Source organism: Paenibacillus sp. FSL H8-0175 (genome assembly GCF_045040615.1).
In the GTDB taxonomy this organism is placed as follows: domain Bacteria; phylum Bacillota; class Bacilli; order Paenibacillales; family Paenibacillaceae; genus Paenibacillus_AQ; species Paenibacillus_AQ odorifer.
This window is the reverse complement of record NZ_CP150299.1, coordinates 7,059,175-7,083,278: the sequence shown is the minus strand read 5'-3', so window position 1 is coordinate 7,083,278 and position 24,104 is coordinate 7,059,175. Positions and strand designations below refer to the sequence as shown.

The window sequence follows — 24,104 nt, the reverse complement described above, 5'->3', positions numbered from 1 at the left end:
AGTAGCCTCCTACCCTTGTAATATACCATATATTACAAACTGCCCGGTAGGTAACTAGGCTGTTTTGTTAAATGGTTAAAAGAAGCGAAAAAGGGAATACCGGCCAACCTTTCGGTGGCCGGCAGTAATCTTTATACGGGCATTATTACTCTGCCATTTTGGATTTTCGCACATCCAGTTCAGCCTGGCGGTATTCCATCACCTTGCCAAAGCTGTAATTCTCGCGGCGGTCAAGGAAATTGTCGAAGATTTTATCAAATTCAGCCTCATTCTTGGCCGTAATTAGCTCAGGGAGTACTTCCTCCCAATTTTGCGAAATACGGGACCAGGCTACCGACACATCAGAATCGCCCTGTGGATCTAAGCCCTTATAGATACCGCTATCAATATCGGCCTGCTTATTGGCGAAGTCTTCCATTTGCTTAATGACAGGAGATTTCTCCGGTCTCCACTGGTTGACGATTACAGGGTTTCGCATCATCCAATAGGTATCCATGATGCCGTATTCTTTCTCCAGCTTCTCAATATCAGTGTCGAGTAATTTTACCATTTCAGGCTTCAGTTGCGGCTTGCCATCTACCATCTCCCATGTTTCGCCTTCCTTGCCAAGGAACAAATCTCGCTGGCCTTCTTCGCTGGCCAGATAGGTCAAAAAGCGGATGGCTCGTTCAGGGTTTTCGGTTGATTTGCTAATCATCGTCACCATCCAGCCGTCCATGTTGCCAGGGAATAACTTAGGGTTATCGCCCTTGCTGTTCTTTGGCCCATCGACTGCGATGTAGTAAGAGTCCGGGTTGCTGCTAGCAGCCAGCATAGGATTGACAGCCGACATACCGGTCCACTCACGGACCATCATGAAATAGCGGGCGTTGTTTGTTTTTTCCTCTACCTGAGTATCGGAATCCACCAGGAAATCCACATTAATCAACCCGCGCTCGTAAGCCGTACGGAAGGTTTTTAGCCAGGCAATATAATCGGGATCGGTAATGCGGTCGTATACTTTTCCGTCTTTCTCATGCGGTACGGCCAGTAGGTTCTGCAGATATTCGGTCATCCCGTAAGGGACGTTCCCTTGTGCAAAAAAGGGACTGATGGGCTGGCCTTTATATTGGGAGTACTTATCCTTTACCAGTTGCAGTGCGTTCAGAAAGCCCTCTGGAGTGCTAAGGTCCGGGCTGCCCATCTCCTCATACAAATCTTTTCGCACCAGGAAAGTCTGGTTGGCGGCCGTCATGCCAGTTTCATGCATCAGGTTGGGGCTATATGAATCATTCGGAACGCCATAGGTATTGCCATTTTCTTGACGATACCATTTCAGTGTACCGTCCCCGGCCACCTTGAAGAAGTAAGGGTCATACTTGTCAGCTAATTCATTTAAGGCGTAGACATGATCGCCTTCCCACAGCTTTTTGACAGCGGTTTCCCACGAACCCATTGATATCAAGTCTGGCAGCTTGCCCGAGGTCATCATTAGGGTAATATGCTCATTCGCTTCACCGGAAGGTACCTCAAGCTTGATGTTTACGCCTGTTTTTTCCGTTACGTACTTGGAGGTCAAGCTGTCTCCCCAAGTGTGGGCATACCAGTTAGCACCTACGAACCAGGTCAAATCAACAGGGCTGGTATCCAGCTTCCATGCCGGATCATCGGGATTGAGCTTTGCTTCACTCTGCGGCGGCTGTGTACTATCTGTAGGCTGTGGTGTTGGATTATTTTCACTATTCGCTGAATTGGAACACGCGGCTATGCCTAGCATCAGGCTTGCGGCCAGAACGAGGGTCAACCCCGGCTTAATCAGATTGCGTTTCATGACATTATCATCCTTTCTTTGCTGCTTCTGAATTTTGTATACCAGTTTCTAGACACTCACACTCTTATCCCTTAATGGCGCCAATCATCACGCCTTTGACCAGATAGCGTTGAATGAAAGGATAGACTATCAGAATAGGCAGTGTGGCCACCATCATGGATGCAAATTTAATAGAGTTGCCGGGAAGTCTTGCGCCGAATTGCGCCATAGCTTGCTGCTGCATGAAGGACATAGAGTTCTCCGCAATGATTTTGTACAGCATGGTCTGCAGTGGCAGTAATTCCTGCGAACGGATGTAGATGACCCCCTGGTAATAATCATTCCAATGATAAACGGCTGAAAAAAGCGATATAGTCGCAATGACAGCCATGCTATTGGGCAATACGATTCTGAACAGGACACCATAGTCTGAAGCACCGTCTACCTTCGCAGATTCCTCCAGGCTGTCAGGTATGGTGCGGAAGAAGCTCATGAAAATGACCATATTAAAAAAAGTGTACATAGAGGGAATGATGAATATCCAAAAATTATCATATAAGCCCAGCTTCGTCATCAGAATAAATGTAGGGATCAGCCCGCCTGAGAACAGCATCGTAACCAATGCGATTTTAAGATACAGCTTGCGTCCGATCAGATTAGACTTGCTCATTCCGTAAGCAATAATGGCGGTAAACAACACATGCGTTGCTGTCCCGATCACTGTGCGCAGAGTGGTAATGTAAAAACCGTTCATCATTGTCTTATCATTGAACACAACACTATAGCTGGCCAGCGATAATTCTTTGGGAAACCAGTTGACGGTGCCCAGGGATGCCTGCTGCGGCGCGTTAAGCGAGTTAATGAATACAAACCACATCGGGTACAGTGTTAAAAAGCAAACCGCCAGCATCAGCAGGGTGTTGCAGACCTCAAATACTCCAATTTGCCGAAATCTTTTGCGTCTTTCCATACCTCTGTCCTCTCCTTTCTAAAAAATGCTGTCGCCGGTTAGTTTTTTGGATGTGTGATTGGCCAAAAACAACAAACCTAGCGCCACAATAGAGCGGGCGAACAGGACGGCTGTTGAGAAGGAATGGCGCCCGGAGACCAACCCCATGTTGTAGATATACAAGTCTAGGCTTTCCGCCATCCTCATGTTCATATTGTTCTTCAACATAAAGATCTGCTCAAAGTTACTGCCGAGTATCCCGCTGACAGCGAGGATGAACAAAATAGCGATGGTGGGGCGTATGCTCTGAATGGTGATATGCCACATCCGTTGCCGCCGGTTTGCGCCATCCAGCTCAGCCGCTTCGTACAGCCCCGGATCAATGCCGGATATTGCCGCTATGTAGATAATGGCGCTCCAGCCGGTTTCTTTTAACGTATCGGTAAAAAAGGTGATCCACCAAAAGTACTTAGGGTCGCTGTTAAACAGGATTTCGCGTTCCTGGAGCCCGATCGCCATCATCAACTGATTGATCACACCGCCCTCGCCCAGCCAATTGAGCGCAATGCCGCCAAAAATCGTCCAGGCAATAAAGTGCGGCAGGTACGAAATGGTTTGTACCGTTCGCTTAAATCGAAGACTCCGTATTTCATTCAGCAGCAAGGCAAACAAGATAGGAATGGGAAAACCCAGGACCAGCTTGATGCTGCTCATCCCCAGAGTATTGCGAATCGAACGCCAAAAACGCTCATCCGTCAAAAAATCCTGAAAATGCTTCAGCCCGACAAACGGTGATTCTAGTAAGGGTTTGGCGATGCTGTAGTCCATAAATGCAATAATGAGCCAAAACATAGGGATATAACAAAAGATAAACATCCAGATGATTCCCGGGATAACCATGCTTTGCAATTGCCACTGCTTAAAAAGCGCTTTCATTTGTTCCGTTCTGTATTGGAACATTTTCCGTGCCCCCTTTCTATTTCATCGTATGAAAAAGCGTATAGGAAAAAAAGCCCATGATTATCGACCCTATCCCATTTTTTTAGATTTGTTTGACCAGCCGCAAAAATTAAGTATGCTGTGATTAAATGAAGGGAGTGTGCAAAGGATGAATAAACCTATATGGGAACAGAATTTCTTAGATAGAAATGCCGATTTGAAGCTATGGAATATCCGCCTTGGCAATGACTTGTTAGATAATGAGGGTAATCCCATAGACCCAGGTTGGGGCAACGGAGAGCAGCAGTATTACACGGATCATTCCAGCAATCTGTATATCGATGAATTTGGCTTAAATCTGTGCGCACGCAGTGAATCCATTGGAAAGGATGGGCGTAATTTTGCATATACCTCGGCTCGTTTGGATACAAAGGACCATTTTTCCTTTTGCTATGGGAAGTTAGTTGTGCGTGCAAAGCTGCCGGTGGGGCAAGGGGTTTGGCCTGCCATCTGGTTGCTTCCGCAGGAACAGGCTTACGGACCTTGGCCAGCTTCCGGCGAGATTGATATCATGGAAGCCAAAGGCCGCTTGCCTCAGCAAATATCCGGAACACTGCACTACGGAAAGGATTGGGAACATCAAATCGTCGAGGAGTTCTCGCACCATTTTGAAAGCGGAACCATTAATGAATTCCATGATTATGCACTGGAATGGACCGCCAGTTCGATTCGATGGCTGGTAGACGGACATTGCTTTGCCGAGCGCTGCTTGGAGCCAGGGGTTATGCCCTTTAACGAGTCATTTTATCTGGTGCTGAACCTTGCAGTGGGCGGCTGGTATGACAATGTAGCGGTTGACGAGGCTGTACTGCCAGCGGTGATGACGGTTTCAGGGATATGGCTGTACCCATAATTAAGAATCTTTGTGAGGCTCTATTATCGATTTTCAATACCTACATCCCATCTGGTAGAATAGGGAAAACCATATTTCTCTATATTCTAGTAACTTGATTATAAGCTTGGGAGGTAGACCATGGACAAAGAACTAATCGCACAGCTGACACAGTGGCATGAAGATGATGAACACCAGAAGATTGTAGACACTCTGATGGAGATTCCTCCAGCGGACAGAGATTACGAGATGGTCAGCAGTCTGGCAAGAGCGTATAACAATTTGGAACGTTATGAAGAAGCCCTTGAACACTTCGCGAAGATTGCGGAACAAGGACAGAATGATTATCTGTGGCATTTTCGTGTGGGATATTCCTACTATTATTTGAATCGATATGAGGAAGCGGTGAGAGTGCTGGGTATTGCCCATGACCTCGATCCGGATGATGAGAATACGGCCATGTTTCTGAAATTCAGCCAGCGCAAGCTACGCAAAGAACAACACGCCGCAGCCAGACAGGCAATCAGAGAGCAACATAATGATTCGGGGACGACTGTAACTCCTTTTGAAGGGATGGACCTCTCCGAATTTTGGAAAGATAGCGATTATGCGCTAAAAGAATATGTTTCGGCCCCGCCTACGGATGAGCTGATTGCTTCTGTAGAAGAAGAACTAGGTTACAAGCTTCCTGCCTCTTATATCAGTCTGATGAAGCAGCACAATGGGGGAGTGCCTTATAATACCTGTTTTCCTACGGAGGATGCGACCTCATGGGCTGAGGATCATATCGCGATTACGGGCATTATGGGCATCGGACGTGAGAAAAGCTATTCACTCTGCGGCGATCTTGGCAGTCCGTTTATGATTGAGGAGTGGGGATACCCTGACATTGGCGTGGTAATTTGCGATTGCCCTTCGGCAGGTCATGATGTCGTGATGCTGGATTACCGGAATTGCGGGAAGGACGGTGAACCCGAGGTGATTCATGTGGATCAGGAAGATAATTATGAGATTACGTTTCTGGCCCCAGACTTCGAGACGTTTATACGCGGCCTGGTGAGTGATGAAGAATACGACACCTCTGAAGAAGATAAAGAGGAGGATTTGCGCAAAGTAGCCGTAGGCCAATTCTCACCATTGCTTGCGAAGCTGTGCAGCCATGTGTCTGAAGTAGATCAGCTTGAGCATAAGATCCGTAAAGTATGTACCCGAATCGTTGAAGAGAAGGGACACTTCTCCTTTCATGCGGATGAGCTTTCTACTCTGATGTATGATGTGCAGTTCTGGCTATACACAAGCTCTTATCCAAATACGAGCCGTCAACAATATCTGGATGTATATGAAGAAATGATTGCTTTTGGCGGCGAGTTCGGCCAAGGCGGGTATGCTCCCGGCTGGATCAGCGATTGGCTGGATGGCCGAATACGGGAAGGACTGATCGTTCAGGAAAACGGGGTGCTTAGCTTCACAGATCAAGCTGGCTCAGAGGTCATTGCACGGCTGGAAGCGGAAGCTGCAAAATAGGAGACGTTGATTCGGGATTTATTCCCGTGCGGAGCTCGATTGATCACGATAGTATTCAAGGGTCATCCCACAAGGGATGGCCCTTAAACTTGCCGTTTGAGACAGTGCACTCCGCATAATAAGCGAAAGAAAATTAAAGCGCTTACTCGTGAGTGTTTATATAAAAATGTAATTATTAACATTTTTCGACAACATTCACCTTACTTTTACATGGTAGTTATGATATATTCTGGGCGAATATGGATAACAAAAAAGAGAAAGGGGAATGAGTATGGAAGCGTTGGTGTGGACATCCAATCATAAGCTGGAGCTCTGCGAATGGGAAGAGCCGCAGATTGCAGCACCGGATGAAGTCAAGATCCGGATTGAGATGACAGGTGTATGTGGAACAGATTTAGCAGTCATAACTGGGAAAGAGGAGGGGGTTCCAGGGGTCATTCGGGGTCATGAGGCAGTAGGGACTGTAATCCAAATCGGCAGCAACGTTGACCGTGTTAAGGTAGGCGACCGAGTAGTTATCGATCCGAATCAAAGCTGTGATGAATGCTATTTTTGCTTGAAGAAACAGCCGCACCTCTGTACGGGCATCGATGGAAATGGGATGCCTATTGCGGGTTTGAATCGAAATGGGACATTCACTTTTTTTTACTCAACTGCACAAACGTTTGCACACCGTCTTCCCGATCATATGAGCTGGGAGACGGGGGTTTTGATTGAGCCGCTTGCCTGTGTACTGCACAATTTCAAAGAAGCCAATGTCACAGCAGACGACAAGGTACTTATTCTTGGATCGGGTCCAATGGGACTGTTAAGCCAAATTGTGAGCAAGTCGAAATCTGCGCTCACGGTAGCGACTGAAGTCAATCCCTATCGGCTAGCTTTTGCCAGAGAGATCTCAGATTTTGCTCTAACCCCTGCCCAATTAAATCAAGCTACCGTAGACAAAATCTGTGCGGGACATAAGTTTGATGTGATTATCGATACGGTGGGCACTCAACTCGAAATGGCGGAGAAGTGGATTGAACGTGGAGGCCGCATCGTTCCTTTTGGTATTAATGCGAAGTATCGCTACACCTTTTCCCCTACCAAATTCGTGCAGCATGCAATAAAAATTATAGCAGCAGGTGAATACCGCTACATGTTCGAGGAAGCTTTGCGGTTTGCCGCTGAAACTCCTGAAATGGAGAAACTAGTAACTAGAAAAGTTAAGCTCAGTCAGCATGAAGCAGCGATAGATGAGTTAATCGGCTATGAATTGAACTCTTTGAAGGTGGTTGGGAGTGAAACCGTAAAGACGGTTTTTGTTCCCTAAACGTAAGACTACAATCAATGAGAGGTGGCACTGTTGATGAGCAATGATAGCAAATTCAGATTAATTCAAGATTACTTGTCTACACAAAAGGCCAAAGAGGTAGAGCCAATTTGGATACCCGCAGTGTGGAATGAGTGCCAATATGAACGTGTTCTCTTAGAAAAAGAGGGTGAAATTTGTGTACACCCGTATGATTTTTTGACTGATCATTTGAATTATGTGGACAGGCTTTCGTGGAGATATCTGCTTAAGGAACGCATAAATCTGGACGATAGCGCGATCTATTCTTCGCTTATTCGCTATTCTACGGCTTGGGATTACAACCATGACGGAAAAATTGAATCGGGTACTTTTTTAAGATTCTTTATTCTTCTGCCTCTGCTAAAGAAAATGGGCATCAATATTCTGTACATGCTTCCAGTTAACCAGTACAGCAAGTTGAATCTGAAGGGGGATATTGGGTCCCCTTACGCAGTGCAATCGTTATTCCATTTGGACGAGAACCTGCACGATAGCCTATTGGATGATATGGAGGAGTTTACGATCCACGATGAGCTCAGCGCTCTGGTAGAGGCTTGTCATTTACTTGATATTAAGACTGTTGTTGATTTCATTCCCCGTGTGACGGCGAAAAACAGTGTGTTCATTACTGAGCACCCTGAATGGGTATATTGGATCAAAATGGACGAATTAGAAGGCTTTGCGCCGCCCGCGATTCCCCAGCTTGGATTTTTTGAGGAGTGTACGCCGGACAAATTGGAGACGGTCTACCGCAGCCAGGAGACAGCAGTATTTCTGCGGAAGTTCACGCCACCGCCCAATGAACTCCATCCAATTCTTTGGCAGCACTTAAAGGAGAAAGCTGCTAAAACTGGAGATGAGCTATTAACTTTGGTGGAGCAAGAGATGGGGATAACGACTGCTCCAGCGCATTCGGATTGGATAAATGATGTGCAGCCGATTTGGACAGACATTACGTTCTTACGCCTCTACGAGGATTTCTCTCCGCAAGTGAGACATCTTATAAGTCCGGATCAGGCGCCATATGTCCTTTTTGATACGATTAAATGTAATGACTACCCGGGAGAGGAGCCGAATCTGGAGCTGTGGGATGTTCTGGAGGAGGCAGTACGGGTTAATCTCGAAAAATATGGGATTGACGGCTTCCGCATCGACATCGGACACGTGCTTCCTATTCCGTTGTTGACTCGTATTTTTGACACGATTAAAGAGATGAATCCAAATGCGATCTTAATCAGCGAAGATTTGTTCAATCGCAACCACAAGAAGGCGGCAAACACCGGCTATAACATTATGCTTGGCAGTGGGTGGAACGTCATGACACAAATTACTAAAGACAATCTCGTTTCATTCTTAGAAGAGCTGCCTGAGTTGAATATTCATGTATTTGCTTGTGCAGAAACAGCAGATACTCCTCGGATCACCAGCCGTGGTGGTGTTGAGGTTGCTCGGATGATTGCGGTATTTAATCAATTTCTTCCGAACGCAATTCCATACGTGACGACGGGTTATGAAATGAATGAGGAGCAGCCGCTCAACTGTGGTCTTGGAGACAACACGAACGGAGAGGAGATTTCCCGAGCTTTTTTTAACGTCATGCAAATTAATTGGACCAATCCTACACCGATGCTGCCGCTGTTGGCGGAGCTAAGTGAACTCAAGAGAGATTGGCGCCACCTAGTGAAGCCGGAAAACTTTTTCGTGGCTCAATCCCCGGAAGGTATTGTTCTGTATGGGTATATGCAAGGGGATGAAACGCTGCTGTGCTGCTTTAACTTGAGTGCTGATGCTTTCTGCCAAGTTGATTTGAAGGTAGCCGTACCTGGCCGATGCCCAATGACGGTAACACTGGATAGTTCCTTAACGGGTAGCAGCGTAGGTCAGGCGTTAGACTGCTTGCTGCTTGCGCCTAATCAGGCTTTAGTGCTCGTAAACAATCATAGACAATTTAGGTAAGGGAGAGAGGCTGCAATGGAAAAGAACAATAAGGAAGTCGTGATATGGCATGAGTTTGATGGTCCGGGAGATACCTCGATTGAGGTGCTGGAGGGAATTTGTAAGCTGTATACTGAGCGCTTTGGGGTACAAATTACGCCACAAGTCATGAATATTACGGAGCTGACTGCGCGTCTGAACCAAATTAAGGACACCCAGCAAGGTCCGCATCTGGCGATGGTTCCTGCCGACATGTCCTCCTATGTTGAGAACGGTCTTTACTCCGAAGTGCCAGGCGGGCTTTTTGGCGATACGCTGACTGAGGGTGCCCTTTCAACGATGCAAATGAATGGTGTTCAGTATGGTATCCCGGTATTGCGGGGCAATCATCTGGTTGTGTATTACAACCCGTCGATTTACCCTAGTGCGCCGACGACATGGGACGTGTTCGAAGAGGCAGCAGAAAGGTTATCCGCCCAAGGTATCGTACCGATTGGAGCAGACTTACAGCAAGGCTATTGGTTTATTCCGTTCCTTACAGCTTTCGGCGGCTGGCCTGTACAGAATGGAAAGCCGAATATCGTCACCTCTGAAATGAAGCAGGCACTTCAGTTTATTAGCGACAAGATGGATCAAGGCGTGCTCGTTAGTCTCGACGGCTCGACAGGACTGCTTGAGCAGTTCATTGACGGTAAGATCGGCGCCATTATTTGTGGCGAGTGGATTTATAACCATCTAGATAAGCATATGAACAATAGGCTTGCGGTTTGCCAGCTTCCGAGCATCGAAGGGCGGCAATCGTTATCCATGTCTTCTTCTATTGGCCTGATCTACCCTAATCATTCATTAACGTCCGAGGAGCGGGAAGATATTTTATCATTCACGCGCTTTATGCTGAGTGACGAATGCCAAACGATGTGGACGCTGGGTGTACAGCGGATTCCGGCTCATGAAGAGGTACTGAACCGTCTAGCTGCCTCTGCTGCGCCTAACAAAAAGATGATTTTATCGCTTCTAGATCACTCACGGCCGATGCCGACTTATCCCTTCATGATCCATGTATGGGAGGCGTTAAATGCGGGTCTTATCGAGCTGCCCTTGAGCAATCCTGAACAAGCATTGAACAAAATAGAACAGACTATTCAAGCCTCTTGGGGCGCATTTAAAAGCTAATTAGAGATGGGGAGAGCCAAATGAAAACAACGATATTCAGCCAAATTTCTATTGATGGAAAGCTCACTATGGGCGCTGGTAATTCGAGTAAAGAGCTTTTTTCTTTGTTTTCCAGTGAGGATATGGAATTTATTCATCTGTTCCGGGGGAAGGTGCAGGGAATTATGGTCGGCAAAAATACAATTTTGACGGACAATCCCTTCCTTACTAATCGGTATGAGGAAAATAAAAATCCAATTCGTATCATTCCGACAACTACCTTGGATATTCCGCTAGATTGCAATGTACTCTCGGACCAAGGGAAGACGATTATTGTCACGACCGAGAAAGGACGGGATGAAGAAAAAATCAAACAGATCCGGCAAAGAGGGAAGGAGTGCCTTATCTGCGGCGAGGATAAAGTAGATTTTGTGGAGCTTGAACGTCAGTTGGAGGAGAACTATGGGATTACCAGTCTGCTGGTCGAAGGCGGCGGATTCTTAAACTGGCATATTTTCAATCAGGATATCGTCGATGAGATTATTCTAATGCAGCTTCCAATCATCATAGGCGGCTCCACAAACATTACTTTAGTGGATGGAGACGGTTATCAGCAATTGAACTTTGCGAAAAAGTTCAAGGTTGTAGAAATTCAACCAAAAGATAACTACACGCTCATGCGCTACAAAAAGGTGATCTAACCTCACACTAAGTCATAGACTGCGAATGGCAATGAGTTCTGGAAAAATCGAGAATATGGGGGTTGTGAACGATACATGTCAGAGAAAGAAGATTTCTACAAAAGTGTGTATAAAATCGCTGTGCCCGTTACGCTTCAAAGCTTGCTGATGGCGTTGCTTAATTTGACGGATCAATTGATGGTTGGGCAGCTGGGAGATGTGGCAATTGCCTCGGTGGGGATGTCGACCAAAATATACGGGATCATCGCGGTTGTCTTGGCCGGTTTATCAACGGGTGTATCCATATATGCAGCCCAGTTTTGGGGAAATAAAGATTCCAAAAGCGTCTCTCAAGTACTGGGTCTCGGACTGATCACCGGCTTTGCGTTCTCGTTCCTGTTCTCTGCGGCTGTCTTTATCGACTCGCCGCTCTTTCTGAGCCTATTCACTACAGACGTGAATGTAATAGATGAGGGTTATATCTTTCTCCAGATAATGTCGATCGGTTTTGTGCCTGTCATGCTCACGATGATGTATTCCGCGATTTTACGCAGTACTGGCCATGCCAAATGGCCGATGTATGTAAGTCTAATTGCAGTTGGCTTGAATATTATACTGAATTACGTACTTATTTACGGTCATTTCGGTGCTCCTGCGCTTGGTCTGAAGGGCGCTGCCATTGCTACTCTTATCTCTAGGGTCTTCGAATGCTTGTTGATCATTGGTGCCGTGTACCGGTATCGTTTACCGGGAGCTGTCGGGTTAAAGAACTTATTCAGCGTTCCTAAACCGCTCATTCGCAAGTTTTTTGGAACGACCTATCCGCTGCTACTGACTGAATTGATTTGGGTATTGGGTGAAACGGCATATGCGGTCATTTATAGCCGTATGGGGACGATGGAAATGACTGCAATGACCATTACCTTCCCACTTCAGGGTCTTTGCATCGGTTTATTATCGGGTCTGGCTAGTGCAGCAGGGGTAATGGTTGGCAACCGTTTGGGTGCGAATGAATCTGATATCGCACTCGATCATGCGAAAAGGTTCATTCGCCTAGGCATCATTATCTCTCTGATTGTCGGGGTTATCATTGCGGCAGGCTCGAAGCTGTATGTCTCTGCGTTCAATATCTCCGAGGATGCTAAGCAAATGAGCATGTATATCGTTATCGTGTTTGCTGGATTTCTTTGGGTCAAAGTATCCAATATGATTATAGCCGGCGGTATTCTAAACAGCGGTGGAGACAGCAAGTTCGTATTCGGCATGGAGTCTACCGCAACGTGGCTGATAGGTGTCCCATCCGGGCTGTTGCTGTCATACATTTGGAAGCAACCTGTCTACCTTGTGTATCTCGTCATCTCGCTGGAGGAGGTTGTCCGCTTTGGCTTCGGCTACGCCCGGATTTACTCCCGTAAGTGGATGAGAAATTTAGTTAGCGATCTGGCTGAAAAAGCTATGTAATGTACGACCTGATTGGGTCGATGTGGAGTATTCCCCCCCCTAAATTGAATATCTCTTCACTTAACAATGCAAAAGGTACTGCCTCAAGGTAGTGCCTTTTGCATTGATTTTTAAATATCCAGTTGGGTGGTTTACGATCCATATAGTATTATTTCAATTCAATCTGTCCTTGTTCGGTTCCCCAGAACCCAGTTTGGACATTCAAAAGAAAGCCAGTCATATCTTCTGGGATTTCAAATACTACATTGCCTGTTTGAGCCAATCCAGGATTGATTCCTTCATATAAAAAATAGTCTCCGGAAGTAGTAATCAACATGCCTTTTAGTAGTTTCTTGGTAAGTTTTTAATAGTATTAGTGCAGTGTTTGAGTATTTCTCGGGAGCCGTAGATGAGAGAGAAATAAGCCGCACTCCATGAAAAGAGCGGCCTATTTCTTTTTACATTTACTTAGGTTGCTTACGTCTTCTGAGATAGGCCCAGATCACAAATACCGCTGCTAGAGCAATAATGGCGCTAATGGTGATAGACCTTGTTAGGTGATTATTATCGTCCGGGTAATACACGGAAGCAAGGGTTTCATAAATCTAAAATAGTCTATGGACTGTTCAACAAATTTTGTGAGTGCTGCGGAGATGATTTTATAGGATCAGCTCCGCAAGACGATGAATACCCTGCTCAATCGCTGCCTCATTTACTTTTGCAAACCCTAATACCCATCCTTTTCTTTTGCTATCCAAACAATAGGGCCCAAGAGGGTACACACGTATTCCATGTTGTAGGGCTAACTTTGTCACAGCTTCCTCGTCGAATGTTTCCTCAGCTTCTAATAACATATGTAATCCAGTTTCTACTCCACTGAGCGTGAAGCGCTCCCCTAAACCGCTAGCCATAATAGCTTTTGCCATGACCTCGTGTCTTCGCCGGTACACATTTCTGACTCTTCGCATATGGCGCATAAAATGACCATTTTTAATGAAGTGGGTTAGTGTTAGCTGATCCATAATCGGAAGATGACGGTAAGTCAGCTCCTGCACCTTTGCTAGCTGAGCAATTGCCTCGACTGATCCAATAATAGCCGAAATACGAATGCCTGGTGCAATCATTTTAGAGAAACTCATGAGATACAAAGTATTATTAGATGCCTGACTAAACAGCGTTGGCAGCGGCTCCCCGCGATATCGAAATTCACTATCATAATCGTCTTCAATGATCCAAAATCGTTCTTGAACGGCCTTATGCAGCAATTGTTGCCGGCGGGGCTCCGACATAACGACCCCTACTGCGCACTGGTGGGAAGGGGTGGCAAAGACCAGTTTGGATTGCGGGTGAATATGCTCAACCACTAGACCATACTCATCAACAGGAACGGGTACCACATTCATACGGCGGTATTTCATTGCCATCCAAGCAGCTGGGAAACCTGGATCTTCTACTGAGACAGTGTCCTCATCAGCTAAAAGTGACTGTGCGATTAAGTCAATACTATGCTGAGCTCCTGAGGTCAACAGAATCTGATTGGTTTGGACATGTATGCCCCGTTCAAGTGATAAATAACGCTGTATTTGCTCACGTAATGGTGTGTACCCGTAGCAGTTACCGTAAGCCCAGCTTGATAAATCCATTTCAGCGGATGCCTGGAGCAGCGATTGCCGCCAGTTTTTTTGGAATTGTTCGTCCAAATAGGGTTCATGGGGACTGAAATCAATATCCACTTCTAGCGGCTCTTTACCTCTGAACCAGTCATGTAATTGATCAACAGCTGAGTCTAGCAAGGAGAGTGAAGGAGGTGTGGGGCCCTCTGTTTCTATTTCCTTCGTTGATATAGCGACTTGCTTCCATGTACTAACTCGCGTCCCTCCCCGGCGGGAGGTAACTGTATAACCCCGACTTAACAATTCCTCATAGACGATCTGTATAGTTGAGCGGGAGACACCTACGATGTGCGCAAGTTCGCGGGTAGGAATCAGTAGTTCTCCTGGTGCCCAGACTCCGCTAGTAATATTATGGATCGCTTGATCAAGCAATTGCTGCCAGATCGGTCTCTTATCATTACGAATTACTTTCATCATCGTACATACCTCCAAATAGAAACTCCAATCATAAAAAGCTGATTATGGATTGCTCTAAACAGCGAATTATGGATATTTTAATGCAATCCATTCATTGATATACTACCGTAACAACGCTGGTATCCGCAATTTAAATAAAAGGAGAGATTCGATATGAATTCGGTTCGTTACAAGACCAGGGAATGCCTAGATCAAGAGAAGATTGAAAGGTTCCTTCACCAAACGAGATTAGGTTATCTGGGGTTGGTTGATGGGAACCTCCCTTATGTTGTGCCACTTAATTATGTATGGACTGAAGGGAAACTGTATATTCATGGGGCTGGAGATGGAAGACGTAATCAGGTCATGCGTGATAATCCGGAGGTATGTTTTACGGTATGTGAGGAATACGGAACTATTACAGATCCGGTACCAGCCAAAACGGATACAGCTTATATGAGCGTAATGATTTTTGGACAAGCAGAACCGATTTCAGATTTGGATGAAGCCACACACGTACTTCAGGAATTGATCAATAAATACGTACCGGGTTATTATAATCGCCCCTTGTCCAAGCAGCATGTGGAAAAGTATAGATCGGCTGTATTTGGCGGTCCGGTTCAAGTTTATCGGGTAATTCCGTATCATATCACGGCAAAAGAAAGTCCTATTGAAGCAGAAAAAATGTATAAAAGGGGCATGGGTACTGGACGAGATGTTTAGCCGCAAGATACCATTACAAATGGTGTTATGCTAACGAGGTCTTTGGCAGCCTTTATGTCCTAATCATATGGGGAGAGGGAGGCTTTTTAGAGGTACTATCTATCAAAGTAGGCCGCAATCCAATGAAGGAGGGCGGCCTACTTATTTTTACATTTATTTAGGTTGTTTACGTCTTCTGAGATAGGCCCAGAACACAAATACCGCTACTAGAGCAATAATGGCGCTAATGGTGATAGACCTTGTTAGATGATTATTATCGTCCGCATAATATGCGGAAGCAATGGTTCCCGACCCATCCTGCTCGTCATCGGAAGAATCGTTCTGCATCGTTTGTAACACATCAATTAAATGCCCGGGTGCTTGAGGCTCCGAAATATTGCTTAGTCCTTTTGTTTCTGCTGATGAGGCTTGTTGTGGGGCGATGATTAGTTCCTGATTGTCTTTCTTGAAGGCAGCTATATATTCGTCCCGCTCACGGATAAGTGTAGGCTCACTCACTTCACCCTCAGCTTCTAGTGAATGAATAGCATAGGCCAAAGTATTAGGATTTCCTCCAAACTCAGTAACTTGATAGGACCCGTTTGAATCCTTTTGAATGATCATTTTAGATTTGGGTATTCCGCCCGATAAAATAAGAAACTCCCAGTTGTCTTGGGGTGTGACCGTTTCAATCAGACTATTGGAAGCCGCCCTAAGCTTAGCGCCATCAATAAAATGAATCTGCATTCCTTGACCTACGGTAATTTCACTAATCTCTGCTTCATTGTTGTAACCATACCCTTCAGGATCTTTAGATAGCCCTTCTTTAATCAATGTTAATCCTTCTGTATTTGCAAAAGAAACAACATCTTCAGTTACGGTCTGAGCCCATACAGGTGAGAAAAAAGTCAGAAATAAAACGAATGAAGTTACAGTTAACAGCAGCGTTTTCTTAATGGGAAGCCCTCCTTAAATATATTTGTTGAAGCCATGAAGTCCCCATCTCCAGGTTCTATCGTAGCTGGAGCCACCTTTAACGTTGGTGTATAACATGGAGGTTTTTGTGCCCCCACTCGGGTTCATGTGTTGAATCCAATCATTTCCACTATATGTGTCGTACCCATAGATAACTACTGCGTGCCCGCCACCGGTAGCACTATTCCATTTCCAGCTTACATATATAGGACTGCCAACATTATCAATCTGGTTTTTTACATCGCTGTAAGATAGTGCTCCTGTATGATTCCAACTGGAGACACCATAATCATGAATGCCTTCTTGAACAGTTCCATAAGATTCACTCTCGTCTGTTGTACAGCCGGAGGTTCCCTTCACATGATCATAAAAAGAACATTGGCTTACAGAGATTCCGTAATATTGAAGTATGGTAACGCTAGTCGCAGCCCAGCACCAATTATTCTTAGCTTGTGTAGCTGTAGGGTAGCCAATTAAATTAGTCGCATATGCTTGGGAAACAAAAGAAAAAAGAAAGACTGAAACAAAGGTTCCAACAAGCATCAATCTCTTTTTTAAAGATAATTTCATGAATGGAATCAGATCCTTATTATGGATTAATATTCCTTTTAATAACACTATTAAAATACCGTATATTAACTTATGTGTAAAGTTTACATATTTTTTCGTTTTTATAATACAGTCTACACATTTGATATGGAGAGGGGGATACTGATATGGATAAGGAAATATTGATGCTCGTAGGAATACGTGCTCCAATGATCCAAAGCAAGCCATTCATAACAAAAGCCACTCCGCTAAGGAATGGCTTTTCTTCATTTACTCTGCAATTACTAGTTACAACTGAGGTTCTTCCTTGCTAACTAGGTTTGCTTTCTTTTCAATCATGAGCTTGTTTTTCGTGGGCATAAATAAGGTTATAACAAATGCGGCAATGGATAAAATCATCATGAAGTAGTAGGCGTCACTTGCCCCAAGAATTGATGTAAGGGATTTAAGAATGTCAGGAGTAGTGGAGGGATTGTTCAGCATCACTGTAGTTGCATGACTTGTTGCCTGCACTGTATAAATTGTAATTACGACAGCAGTACCAATGGCCCCGGCAATTTGGCGAACGGTATTGTTCACAGCTGTACCATGAGTGCCAAGTTGTTTGGGCAACGCATTTAGTCCGGCTGTATTGAGTGGCATAGTAATGAAGCTTAATCCAATTCGCAGGCCAATGGTACGAATCATTAGATACGTATACGTAGTTGATTCAGATAAATCTGTTACCGCCCACATAGATGGAATAATAAACAATAGACCAATGATGAACAGCGGCTTCGCACCGAAACGGTCGTATAGTTTACCGGTGACGGGTGACATGAACGCATTTACGAGTGCGCCCGGCAACAATAGTAGTCCTGCATCAAATGCTGTAAACCCGCGGCCATTCTGCAGATAAATAGGCAATAAGATCATATCTGCGTACATCATCATCGTGATTAATACGTTAATAAGAGACGTCATCGTAAACACTTTATTTTTGAAGACCGACAGGTTTAGCAGCGGATCATCCGATTTGATTTGTCGAAGACAGAATACGGCTGTTACCACGACCCCAATCCCTAAGGTCAGGATCACGATTACATCATCCCAGCCTTTACTGCCTGCACTACTGAAGCCGTATAAAATTAAGCCAAATCCGACGGTTGATAAAAGAACACTTATGACATCAAGCTTCGACTTAGACGTCTCAGATACATTCACTAAATACTTGAGTGCCAACGCTATAACAATGAGGACAAGTGGAATAAGCCCGATAAATAACCAGCGCCAAGAGTGGTATTCGACAACAAATCCCGCCAGCGTTGGCCCAATAGCAGGAGCGAATATCATCGCCAGTCCAAGCAGTCCCATAGCGCTGCCACGTTTTTCAACGGGGAAGATCGCCAGCACAACACTCATCATGAGCGGCATTATAATGCCAGCACCGGCAGCTTGGATCATTCGTCCGATTAAGAGTAGACTAAAGCTCGGCGCTGCTGCACAAATTATAGAACCGATTAATAAAAATGACATGGCACTTATAAATAATTGCCGTGTTGTAAAACGTTTCATTAAATAGGCCGTAATCGGAATCAAAATCCCGTTGATCAGCATAAATCCTGTTGAAATCCATTGTACGGTTGTTGCCGTGACATCAAATACATCCATCAGACTACTTAAGGCGACATTTAAAAGCGTCTGATTGAGTGTGGATAAGAAACAACCAAAGATTAAGATGGTTAGTAAGATCCCTTTATTTATTTTCTTAATGTCTTCTTGCATGTTGCAGTCCTCTCTTCATTGCTTTTTCGACATAGTGTCAATAAAATAAATCATATCAGGATTTAAATAGTATTCCTATTTGCAATTTTATTGAAAATGTCGACTAATCGACAGAATAGGCAAATTAGTTGATGAAAGGCCATTTAAACGATAATAGAGGGATGAAATGACTGAACATAAAAGAGTTGACCCACGAGCTATTCGCTCAAAAAAGATGCTTAAGAACGCCGTTTTTTCATTATTGGCCGACAATGTGGAGATTTCGCAATTGACCGTCCAAAAAATCGCCAACCGCGCGGAACTAAATCGTGCAACGTTTTATTTGCATTATGAGGATATTAACGATTTATTGCGCCAGATCGTACATGAAATCTTCGATGACCTGTCCATGAAGGTTGAACCGCTATTACAAATGAAGAGCAACAACGAACAGGAGCAGCTGGTCACCTTTTTAAATTATTTTTTTGAATACCGGAAAGTTTTTGCTGTATTGATTGAGCATAAAGGCTTCAAAAAACACTTGACCAACCTGTTAAAAAGTACTGTCGAAAAACGAAGAAACGCGAGGAACATTGACCTTACTAAGGAGGTAGTCTCCGTTGATATTATTGCAGCCTCACTACTGGGGATTATTATGTGGTGGATTAAGGATGGCAACCAATATAGCGCTGAATACATAGCGGGGCAAATTACCTTGATGTATAAAAGAAGGTATTTATAAGAGCTTTTATGATATATTCAAGTAAAGTTTGAGTCCCTAGCCAATAATCTAAAAAGGAAGTGCGAACAATGGATTTAGAAACGGTCATGCAAGAGCTTGAAGCTCTCGGCAAGGAACGCACCAAGAAAATATATCTATCCAATGGCGCGCACGAACCGCTTTTTGGTGTGGCCACAGGCCAGATGAAGCCTATCTTCAGAAAAATAAAACATAATCAACCCTTGGCCGAGCAGCTTTATGCTACGGGAAATTACGACGCTATGTATTTTGCCGGGGTGATCGCGGAGCCTAAAGCAATGACCGAGTCGGATTTTGAGCGGTGGATTGATGGCGCTTATTTCTATATGCTATCGGACTTTGTGGTGGCAGTAACGTTGGCGGAGACGGATATTGCGCAAGAGGTTTCTGATAAATGGATTGCCAGTGAGATAGAGCTGAAAATGTCGGCGGGCTGGAACTGTTACTGCTGGCTGCTCGGAAATCGCCCGGACAGTGAATTTTCCGCAGAAAAATTGGCCGCTATGTTGGAGCTTGCTAAAAATACGATTCATGATGCTCCTGAGCGAACGAAATACGCAATGAACAATTTCATCTACACTGTGGGCGTATCCTATCTGCCGCTTCATGATAAAGCGGTTGAGATTGCAAAGGAAGTTGGCCCGGTGGAAGTCCATACCGGTAGTGCAAAAAGCAAGATTTTGAATGCTTCAATTAATATTCAAAAGGCAGTTGATAAATCGCAGCTCGGCTTCAAACGAAAACATGTAAGGTGTTAGTCAATCATGGACATCAATGACCTTATTGCTGTATGGAATCACGCGAATTGCAAAGTAGTTGATATTCGTCGGATGACCCTTAGACCTGGCGAATCTATACCTTCCTATTACGTCCCCTCAAGGCTGTTTCTTATGTCGATTCACGGTAATGCTACAGTTAACCTGGGAAGCCAAGTTCACCGTTTACAGCGCTTTACAGTGCTTCATGTAGGCAAAGGAACTGTGCTCAACATTGACGCAGGCAGCGAGGGGCTGGATTACTATAGCATTTATTATAAAGTGAGTATGCCTCCCTCACTACCCTTAGAGATTGCTACGCTATACGAGGGCGCTAAATCCTTTGATCATTCGTACAGCATGACGCCTGACAATTCTGTAGCGCTGTATCGCATAGTGAGCGAGATGTTTAAGGAGTGGGAGAAGCCGCAGCCGCTTGCGCGGTTGCATGTTCGCACTTTACTCCATCAGTTTGTGTATGAGCTATTTCATCAAATGTCGGTGCAAGGGGTTAATACGACTAAGCGTGATCTGGCCGCCCGGATTGCCGACATTATCCATGAACATTATACGGATAACATTACGCTGGAATCATTATCGGAAATCCTGAACTATAGCGTAACCCATTTATCTTCCTACTTCAAAATCCGTACTGGACTTAGCCCGATTGATTACTTAATTAAGGTGCGCATCGAAAAAGCGGTGGCACTTCTGCTGGAAACAGATGCTACGCTGAAGGAAATTGCAGTGGGCGTCGGTTATCAAGACCCTAGTTATTTGGGCAGGCTGTTCAAAAAGTATAAGGGTGTTTCCCCGATTAGCTATAGAGAATTGCATTCCAGAAAGAACAAACTAGAAGATAGTCCTGCCACAAACATAGAATCCTCCATTGTTGCCCTTGAATCATTTGACTATACTGATTATATTGATAACGATTATCAGTATCATTTTGATCAAGAGGGAGATTCATTCATGTTTAAACATTCAAGGCCTACGCTGGCATCGGTATTGCTGTTAAGCTTCATTTTGGTACTGAGCGCATGTGGTACAAACGGTGCTACGGAGAATGCTGCCTCACAGCAGCCGAAGACCAAAATCGTTAAAACGGTTAACGGTGAGGTGGAGATCCCCCTTCATCCCAAAAGAATTGTTGCAGGTGAATATCTCGGCAGCTTAATTGCGCTTGGCATTACACCTATCGGAACCTCCGAACATCATATTAAAAATCCATATTTTCAGGAGTATTTGAAAGACGTTGAGAATATAGGGGACGGAAATGGAAATGTAGAGAAAATTCTGTCGCTTAATCCCGATTTGATTATTATGGATGATTTCTATCCTGAGCTAAATGAGCAGATGTCAAAAATCGCACCTACGGTCGTTATTCCATACGCTTCCTTAAAAACGGTACATGAGGAAGTGGGTTATTTCGGTGAGCTGCTTAGTGAAGAAGATAAGGCCAAAACCTGGCTTGCAGACTATGACAGCCGTATGGCCAATGCCAAGGAGAGCGTATTGAAGGTTGTGCCTGCAGATAGCACATTTTCCATTATTGAATGGTCTGAAAACAGCTTGATGGCCGTCGGAACAGACTTCGGCAAAGGTGGACAACCAATCTATAATGGATTGGGATTTAAGCCTCCTGCGGATATCGCCGCCGAAATGGCCGATCCGGGCTGGGCTTCATTCTCTGCTGAGGTCTTACCAAAGTATGCCGGTGACTATATTATTCTTACCTCCGACTCGAAAAAGCTGGATGAACTTAAAGCCGACCCGATCTGGGGCGCACTGCCAGCAGTCAAAAATGATCACGTATTTCTTTGGACAAGCGATCGCTCCGGCTACTGGGACCCAATAGCTATTCTGAGTCAGACAGAAGAGTTGGCGGCTTGGCTGACAAGCCACTAATAGAGTGTGTTTCAAAACATAAAGGGGCTGTCTCAGGAGTAGAATTCTACAATGAGATAGCCCTTTTTTCATATTAATCATCAGCCGATCTTGGTCTGTTGGTTGCGATGTTTCCGAAGCAATGCGTGATATTCGCGTATTTCGCAGTTTAAATCCAGCGGTAATTAATGTTATTGACAAAATATTTGACAATGATTAGTATTGAAAAATATTAAAAATGAAGTTAGCGGCATAACAATTAAATAATTCGCAAGCTATGATTGCTATGGATCACACTATAGCAGGAGCAGCTTCTGGAGAGACCGTGGGGGATTCCCCCGGCGCCGAAGGGTTCACAATCTCAGGCAAAAGGACAGAAGAGTACTAGATAATTCATTTGTTATTCTGATCATCGTCAGAGTAAAGGAATGTATTTTATTTATTATTCTTAGACCTAAGAGATTGGAGCGTATCCAATCTCTTTTTTGTTATCATTTTTACTTGTACATTTTTTCACATAAGGGGGAGTTTGAAATGGCAGCACAAGAATTAAAGAGAGATTTAGAGAATCGGCATGTTCAGCTCATTGCGATTGGTGGAACCATCGGTACCGGATTATTTTTAGGATCAGGTAAAGCTATACAACTGGCAGGACCATCCATCATTTTTGCTTATTTAATCGTGGGTATCGCTATTTTTTTTGTGATGAGGGCATTAGGAGAACTTCTGTTGTCTAAAGCAGGTTATCAATCTTTTACAGACATTGCCGAAGACTATCTTGGACCGCGGGCGGCGTTTGTAACTGGATGGACCTATTGGTTTTGTTGGATCATGACGGCTATGGCCGATATTATAGCTGTTGGGGTCTATGTACAATATTGGTTTGATATCCCGCAATGGATACCCGCAGTCATTTGTTTGATTATTTTATTAGGGCTCAATTTATTAACGGTAAAAAGCTTTGGCGAATTGGAATTTTGGTTTGCTTTAATTAAGGTAATCACTATTCTCGCATTGATTGCTATCGGGGTAGTCTTACTGGTGATTGGATTCAAAACAACTACCGGAACGGTTGCGCTCAGTAATATTTGGGCACATGGGGGAGTATTTCCAAACGGGATTTCAGGGTTCCTGCTTTCATTTCAAATGGTTGTGTTTGCTTTTGTGGGTGTGGAATTGGTAGGCGTATCGGCAGCAGAGACCTCCAATCCAGAAAAAACTATCCCATCGGCGATTAATAAAATACCTTTACGAATTCTATTTTTCTACGTGGGTGCTATTATTGCCTTATTATGCATCAACGCTTGGACAGAACTAAACCCGGCAGAAAGTCCTTTTGTTAAAACATTTAGTTTAGTGGGGATTCCGATTGCCGCGGGGGTTATTAACTTCGTTGTATTAACTTCAGCTGCGTCCGCTTGTAATAGCGGGATGTTCTCAACAAGCCGGATTCTATACAATCTAAGCAGAAATGACCAGGCTCCAGCCAACTTTGCAAAGCTTAATAAAAATCATGTACCAAGTAATGCTTTATTCATATCCACGCTTGTCTTATCTGTAGGCGCTTTGTTGAGTAAGCTGATTCCGGAGACGGCTTTTGGCATCGTGACAACAATTAGTGCCATTTGTTTCATCTGGGTTTGGGGCGTCGTTCTAATTTGCCATTTGCGATATAAAAAGACGAAGCCGGAATTGCAGGCCAAATCAAAATTCAAAGCACCGTTTACACCCTTTGTGAATTATGTTGTTCTAGCTTTGTTTGCAATCATACTCATAATTATGCTATTTGCTGATGAAACTCGTCCGGCCTTATTGTTGACGCCTTTATGGTTTATATTATTATTTGTTTTGTATTCGATAAATAGAAGAAAGAGGGAAAGAATAACGCCTGATCCAAGAGCACGTCTCGAAGGTATTCGGACTAACACGGAGATCCGGCATGATTAGTCGATGAGGGTGCTTGCTGATATTACAGTTGGATAGGCAGACATAGAAATCCACCACCGCATACGGTGGTGGATTTTCTCATTA

The 24,104-nt window shown here is 44.5% G+C and carries 20 protein-coding genes and 1 riboswitch; of the genes, 12 read left to right on the top strand and 8 right to left on the bottom strand.

Going from position 1 to position 24,104, the window contains the following annotated elements:
* Window positions 1–145: 145 nt before the first annotated feature.
* The 3 genes from MHH46_RS31435 to MHH46_RS31425 all read right to left on the bottom strand — a co-directional run bounded on the left by MHH46_RS31435 (window position 146) and on the right by MHH46_RS31425 (window position 3,698).
* Window positions 146–1,810 (bottom strand): extracellular solute-binding protein, encoded by a 1,665-nt coding sequence (locus MHH46_RS31435; RefSeq protein WP_076191521.1) that lies wholly within the window; start codon window positions 1,808–1,810, stop codon window positions 146–148.
* 64 nt (window positions 1,811–1,874) lie between these two features.
* Window positions 1,875–2,759 carry a carbohydrate ABC transporter permease gene (locus tag MHH46_RS31430; RefSeq protein WP_038573901.1) on the bottom strand — a complete coding sequence of 295 codons (885 nt, stop codon included), beginning with the start codon at window positions 2,757–2,759 and terminating at the stop codon, window positions 1,875–1,877.
* A gap of 18 nt (window positions 2,760–2,777) precedes the next feature.
* Window positions 2,778–3,698, bottom strand: coding sequence for a sugar ABC transporter permease (locus tag MHH46_RS31425; RefSeq protein ID WP_076124267.1), 921 nt, complete (start codon window positions 3,696–3,698; stop codon window positions 2,778–2,780).
* A 148-nt stretch (window positions 3,699–3,846) separates the two neighbouring features.
* Here MHH46_RS31425 and MHH46_RS31420 point away from each other — a divergent pair, with 148 nt between their 5' ends.
* The 7 genes from MHH46_RS31420 to MHH46_RS31390 all read left to right on the top strand — a co-directional run bounded on the left by MHH46_RS31420 (window position 3,847) and on the right by MHH46_RS31390 (window position 12,654).
* A complete protein-coding gene (locus tag MHH46_RS31420) occupies window positions 3,847–4,590 on the top strand; it encodes a glycoside hydrolase family 16 protein (RefSeq protein WP_076191524.1) in 744 nt (247 codons plus the stop codon).
* A 120-nt stretch (window positions 4,591–4,710) separates the two neighbouring features.
* The gene (locus MHH46_RS31415) at window positions 4,711–6,093 is read left to right on the top strand and encodes an SMI1/KNR4 family protein (RefSeq protein ID WP_076181774.1); all 1,383 of its coding nucleotides are present in this window, start codon (window positions 4,711–4,713) and stop codon (window positions 6,091–6,093) included.
* Between the two features lie 265 nt (window positions 6,094–6,358).
* Entirely contained in the window at window positions 6,359–7,405 is a 1,047-nt protein-coding gene (locus tag MHH46_RS31410) for a zinc-binding dehydrogenase (protein WP_248548889.1), read from the top strand.
* A gap of 36 nt (window positions 7,406–7,441) precedes the next feature.
* Window positions 7,442–9,382, top strand: a complete 1,941-nt coding sequence (locus MHH46_RS31405; protein ID WP_081387810.1) for an alpha-amylase — start codon at window positions 7,442–7,444, stop codon at window positions 9,380–9,382.
* A 15-nt stretch (window positions 9,383–9,397) separates the two neighbouring features.
* Window positions 9,398–10,534: an extracellular solute-binding protein gene (locus MHH46_RS31400; protein WP_076191528.1), complete on the top strand. Its 1,137-nt coding sequence runs from the start codon at window positions 9,398–9,400 to the stop codon at window positions 10,532–10,534.
* A gap of 20 nt (window positions 10,535–10,554) precedes the next feature.
* Complete coding sequence (locus tag MHH46_RS31395) at window positions 10,555–11,214, top strand: dihydrofolate reductase family protein (RefSeq protein WP_076191531.1); 660 nt, start codon at window positions 10,555–10,557, stop codon at window positions 11,212–11,214.
* A gap of 75 nt (window positions 11,215–11,289) precedes the next feature.
* Window positions 11,290–12,654, top strand: coding sequence for an MATE family efflux transporter (locus MHH46_RS31390; protein WP_076124257.1), 1,365 nt, complete (start codon window positions 11,290–11,292; stop codon window positions 12,652–12,654).
* A gap of 148 nt (window positions 12,655–12,802) precedes the next feature.
* Here MHH46_RS31390 and MHH46_RS31385 read toward each other — a convergent pair whose 3' ends face one another.
* Together MHH46_RS31385 and MHH46_RS31380 are read right to left on the bottom strand one after the other, a co-directional pair.
* Window positions 12,803–12,970, bottom strand: a complete 168-nt coding sequence (locus tag MHH46_RS31385) for a DUF4352 domain-containing protein (RefSeq protein WP_081387811.1) — start codon at window positions 12,968–12,970, stop codon at window positions 12,803–12,805.
* Between the two features lie 322 nt (window positions 12,971–13,292).
* Window positions 13,293–14,723 (bottom strand): PLP-dependent aminotransferase family protein, encoded by a 1,431-nt coding sequence (locus MHH46_RS31380; protein ID WP_076191533.1) that lies wholly within the window; start codon window positions 14,721–14,723, stop codon window positions 13,293–13,295.
* A gap of 153 nt (window positions 14,724–14,876) precedes the next feature.
* On the opposite strand from MHH46_RS31380, the gene MHH46_RS31375 reads away from it, so the two are divergent.
* The gene (locus MHH46_RS31375; RefSeq protein ID WP_036682364.1) at window positions 14,877–15,425 is read left to right on the top strand and encodes a pyridoxamine 5'-phosphate oxidase family protein; all 549 of its coding nucleotides are present in this window, start codon (window positions 14,877–14,879) and stop codon (window positions 15,423–15,425) included.
* Window positions 15,426–15,578: 153 nt separating this feature from the next.
* On the opposite strand, the gene MHH46_RS31370 is transcribed toward MHH46_RS31375, so the two are convergent.
* The 3 genes from MHH46_RS31370 to MHH46_RS31360 all read right to left on the bottom strand — a co-directional run bounded on the left by MHH46_RS31370 (window position 15,579) and on the right by MHH46_RS31360 (window position 18,692).
* Complete coding sequence (locus tag MHH46_RS31370; protein WP_076191536.1) at window positions 15,579–16,238, bottom strand: hypothetical protein; 660 nt, start codon at window positions 16,236–16,238, stop codon at window positions 15,579–15,581.
* A 135-nt stretch (window positions 16,239–16,373) separates the two neighbouring features.
* Window positions 16,374–16,949, bottom strand: a complete 576-nt coding sequence (locus MHH46_RS31365; protein WP_076124249.1) for a C39 family peptidase — start codon at window positions 16,947–16,949, stop codon at window positions 16,374–16,376.
* A 267-nt stretch (window positions 16,950–17,216) separates the two neighbouring features.
* Window positions 17,217–18,692: a DHA2 family efflux MFS transporter permease subunit gene (locus MHH46_RS31360; protein WP_076124247.1), complete on the bottom strand. Its 1,476-nt coding sequence runs from the start codon at window positions 18,690–18,692 to the stop codon at window positions 17,217–17,219.
* Between the two features lie 166 nt (window positions 18,693–18,858).
* Between MHH46_RS31360 and MHH46_RS31355 the strand changes: the two genes are divergently transcribed.
* The 4 genes from MHH46_RS31355 (at window position 18,859) to MHH46_RS31340 (ending at window position 24,020) form a co-directional block, all read left to right on the top strand.
* A complete protein-coding gene (locus MHH46_RS31355; RefSeq protein ID WP_076124245.1) occupies window positions 18,859–19,413 on the top strand; it encodes a TetR/AcrR family transcriptional regulator in 555 nt (184 codons plus the stop codon).
* A gap of 68 nt (window positions 19,414–19,481) precedes the next feature.
* Window positions 19,482–20,189 carry a DNA alkylation repair protein gene (locus MHH46_RS31350; protein ID WP_076191538.1) on the top strand — a complete coding sequence of 236 codons (708 nt, stop codon included), beginning with the start codon at window positions 19,482–19,484 and terminating at the stop codon, window positions 20,187–20,189.
* A gap of 6 nt (window positions 20,190–20,195) precedes the next feature.
* A complete protein-coding gene (locus MHH46_RS31345; RefSeq protein ID WP_076191540.1) occupies window positions 20,196–22,094 on the top strand; it encodes an AraC family transcriptional regulator in 1,899 nt (632 codons plus the stop codon).
* Window positions 22,095–22,377: 283 nt separating this feature from the next.
* Window positions 22,378–22,460: riboswitch (glycine riboswitch) on the top strand.
* Window positions 22,461–22,607: 147 nt separating this feature from the next.
* Entirely contained in the window at window positions 22,608–24,020 is a 1,413-nt protein-coding gene (locus MHH46_RS31340) for an amino acid permease (RefSeq protein WP_076191542.1), read from the top strand.
* The last annotated feature ends 84 nt before the right edge of the window (window positions 24,021–24,104 follow it).

Excerpts from the sequence above, each read along its gene's own strand:
- MHH46_RS31390 (WP_076124257.1), top strand. The coding sequence starts at position 11,290 with ATGTCAGAGAAAGAAGATTTCTACAAAAGTGTGTATAAAATCGCTGTG.
- MHH46_RS31395 (WP_076191531.1), top strand. The coding sequence starts at position 10,555 with ATGAAAACAACGATATTCAGCCAAATTTCTATTGATGGAAAGCTCACT.
- MHH46_RS31420 (WP_076191524.1), top strand. The coding sequence starts at position 3,847 with ATGAATAAACCTATATGGGAACAGAATTTCTTAGATAGAAATGCCGAT.
- MHH46_RS31340 (WP_076191542.1), top strand. The coding sequence starts at position 22,608 with ATGGCAGCACAAGAATTAAAGAGAGATTTAGAGAATCGGCATGTTCAG.
- MHH46_RS31350 (WP_076191538.1), top strand. The coding sequence starts at position 19,482 with ATGGATTTAGAAACGGTCATGCAAGAGCTTGAAGCTCTCGGCAAGGAA.
- MHH46_RS31415 (WP_076181774.1), top strand. The coding sequence starts at position 4,711 with ATGGACAAAGAACTAATCGCACAGCTGACACAGTGGCATGAAGATGAT.
- MHH46_RS31365 (WP_076124249.1), bottom strand. The coding sequence starts at position 16,949 with ATGAAATTATCTTTAAAAAAGAGATTGATGCTTGTTGGAACCTTTGTT.
- MHH46_RS31405 (WP_081387810.1), top strand. The coding sequence starts at position 7,442 with ATGAGCAATGATAGCAAATTCAGATTAATTCAAGATTACTTGTCTACA.
- MHH46_RS31400 (WP_076191528.1), top strand. The coding sequence starts at position 9,398 with ATGGAAAAGAACAATAAGGAAGTCGTGATATGGCATGAGTTTGATGGT.
- MHH46_RS31360 (WP_076124247.1), bottom strand. The coding sequence starts at position 18,692 with ATGCAAGAAGACATTAAGAAAATAAATAAAGGGATCTTACTAACCATC.
- MHH46_RS31355 (WP_076124245.1), top strand. The coding sequence starts at position 18,859 with ATGACTGAACATAAAAGAGTTGACCCACGAGCTATTCGCTCAAAAAAG.
- MHH46_RS31380 (WP_076191533.1), bottom strand. The coding sequence starts at position 14,723 with ATGATGAAAGTAATTCGTAATGATAAGAGACCGATCTGGCAGCAATTG.
- MHH46_RS31410 (WP_248548889.1), top strand. The coding sequence starts at position 6,359 with ATGAGTATGGAAGCGTTGGTGTGGACATCCAATCATAAGCTGGAGCTC.
- MHH46_RS31425 (WP_076124267.1), bottom strand. The coding sequence starts at position 3,698 with ATGTTCCAATACAGAACGGAACAAATGAAAGCGCTTTTTAAGCAGTGG.
- MHH46_RS31435 (WP_076191521.1), bottom strand. The coding sequence starts at position 1,810 with ATGAAACGCAATCTGATTAAGCCGGGGTTGACCCTCGTTCTGGCCGCA.
- MHH46_RS31345 (WP_076191540.1), top strand. The coding sequence starts at position 20,196 with ATGGACATCAATGACCTTATTGCTGTATGGAATCACGCGAATTGCAAA.
- MHH46_RS31385 (WP_081387811.1), bottom strand. The coding sequence starts at position 12,970 with ATGTTGATTACTACTTCCGGAGACTATTTTTTATATGAAGGAATCAAT.
- MHH46_RS31375 (WP_036682364.1), top strand. The coding sequence starts at position 14,877 with ATGAATTCGGTTCGTTACAAGACCAGGGAATGCCTAGATCAAGAGAAG.
- MHH46_RS31430 (WP_038573901.1), bottom strand. The coding sequence starts at position 2,759 with ATGGAAAGACGCAAAAGATTTCGGCAAATTGGAGTATTTGAGGTCTGC.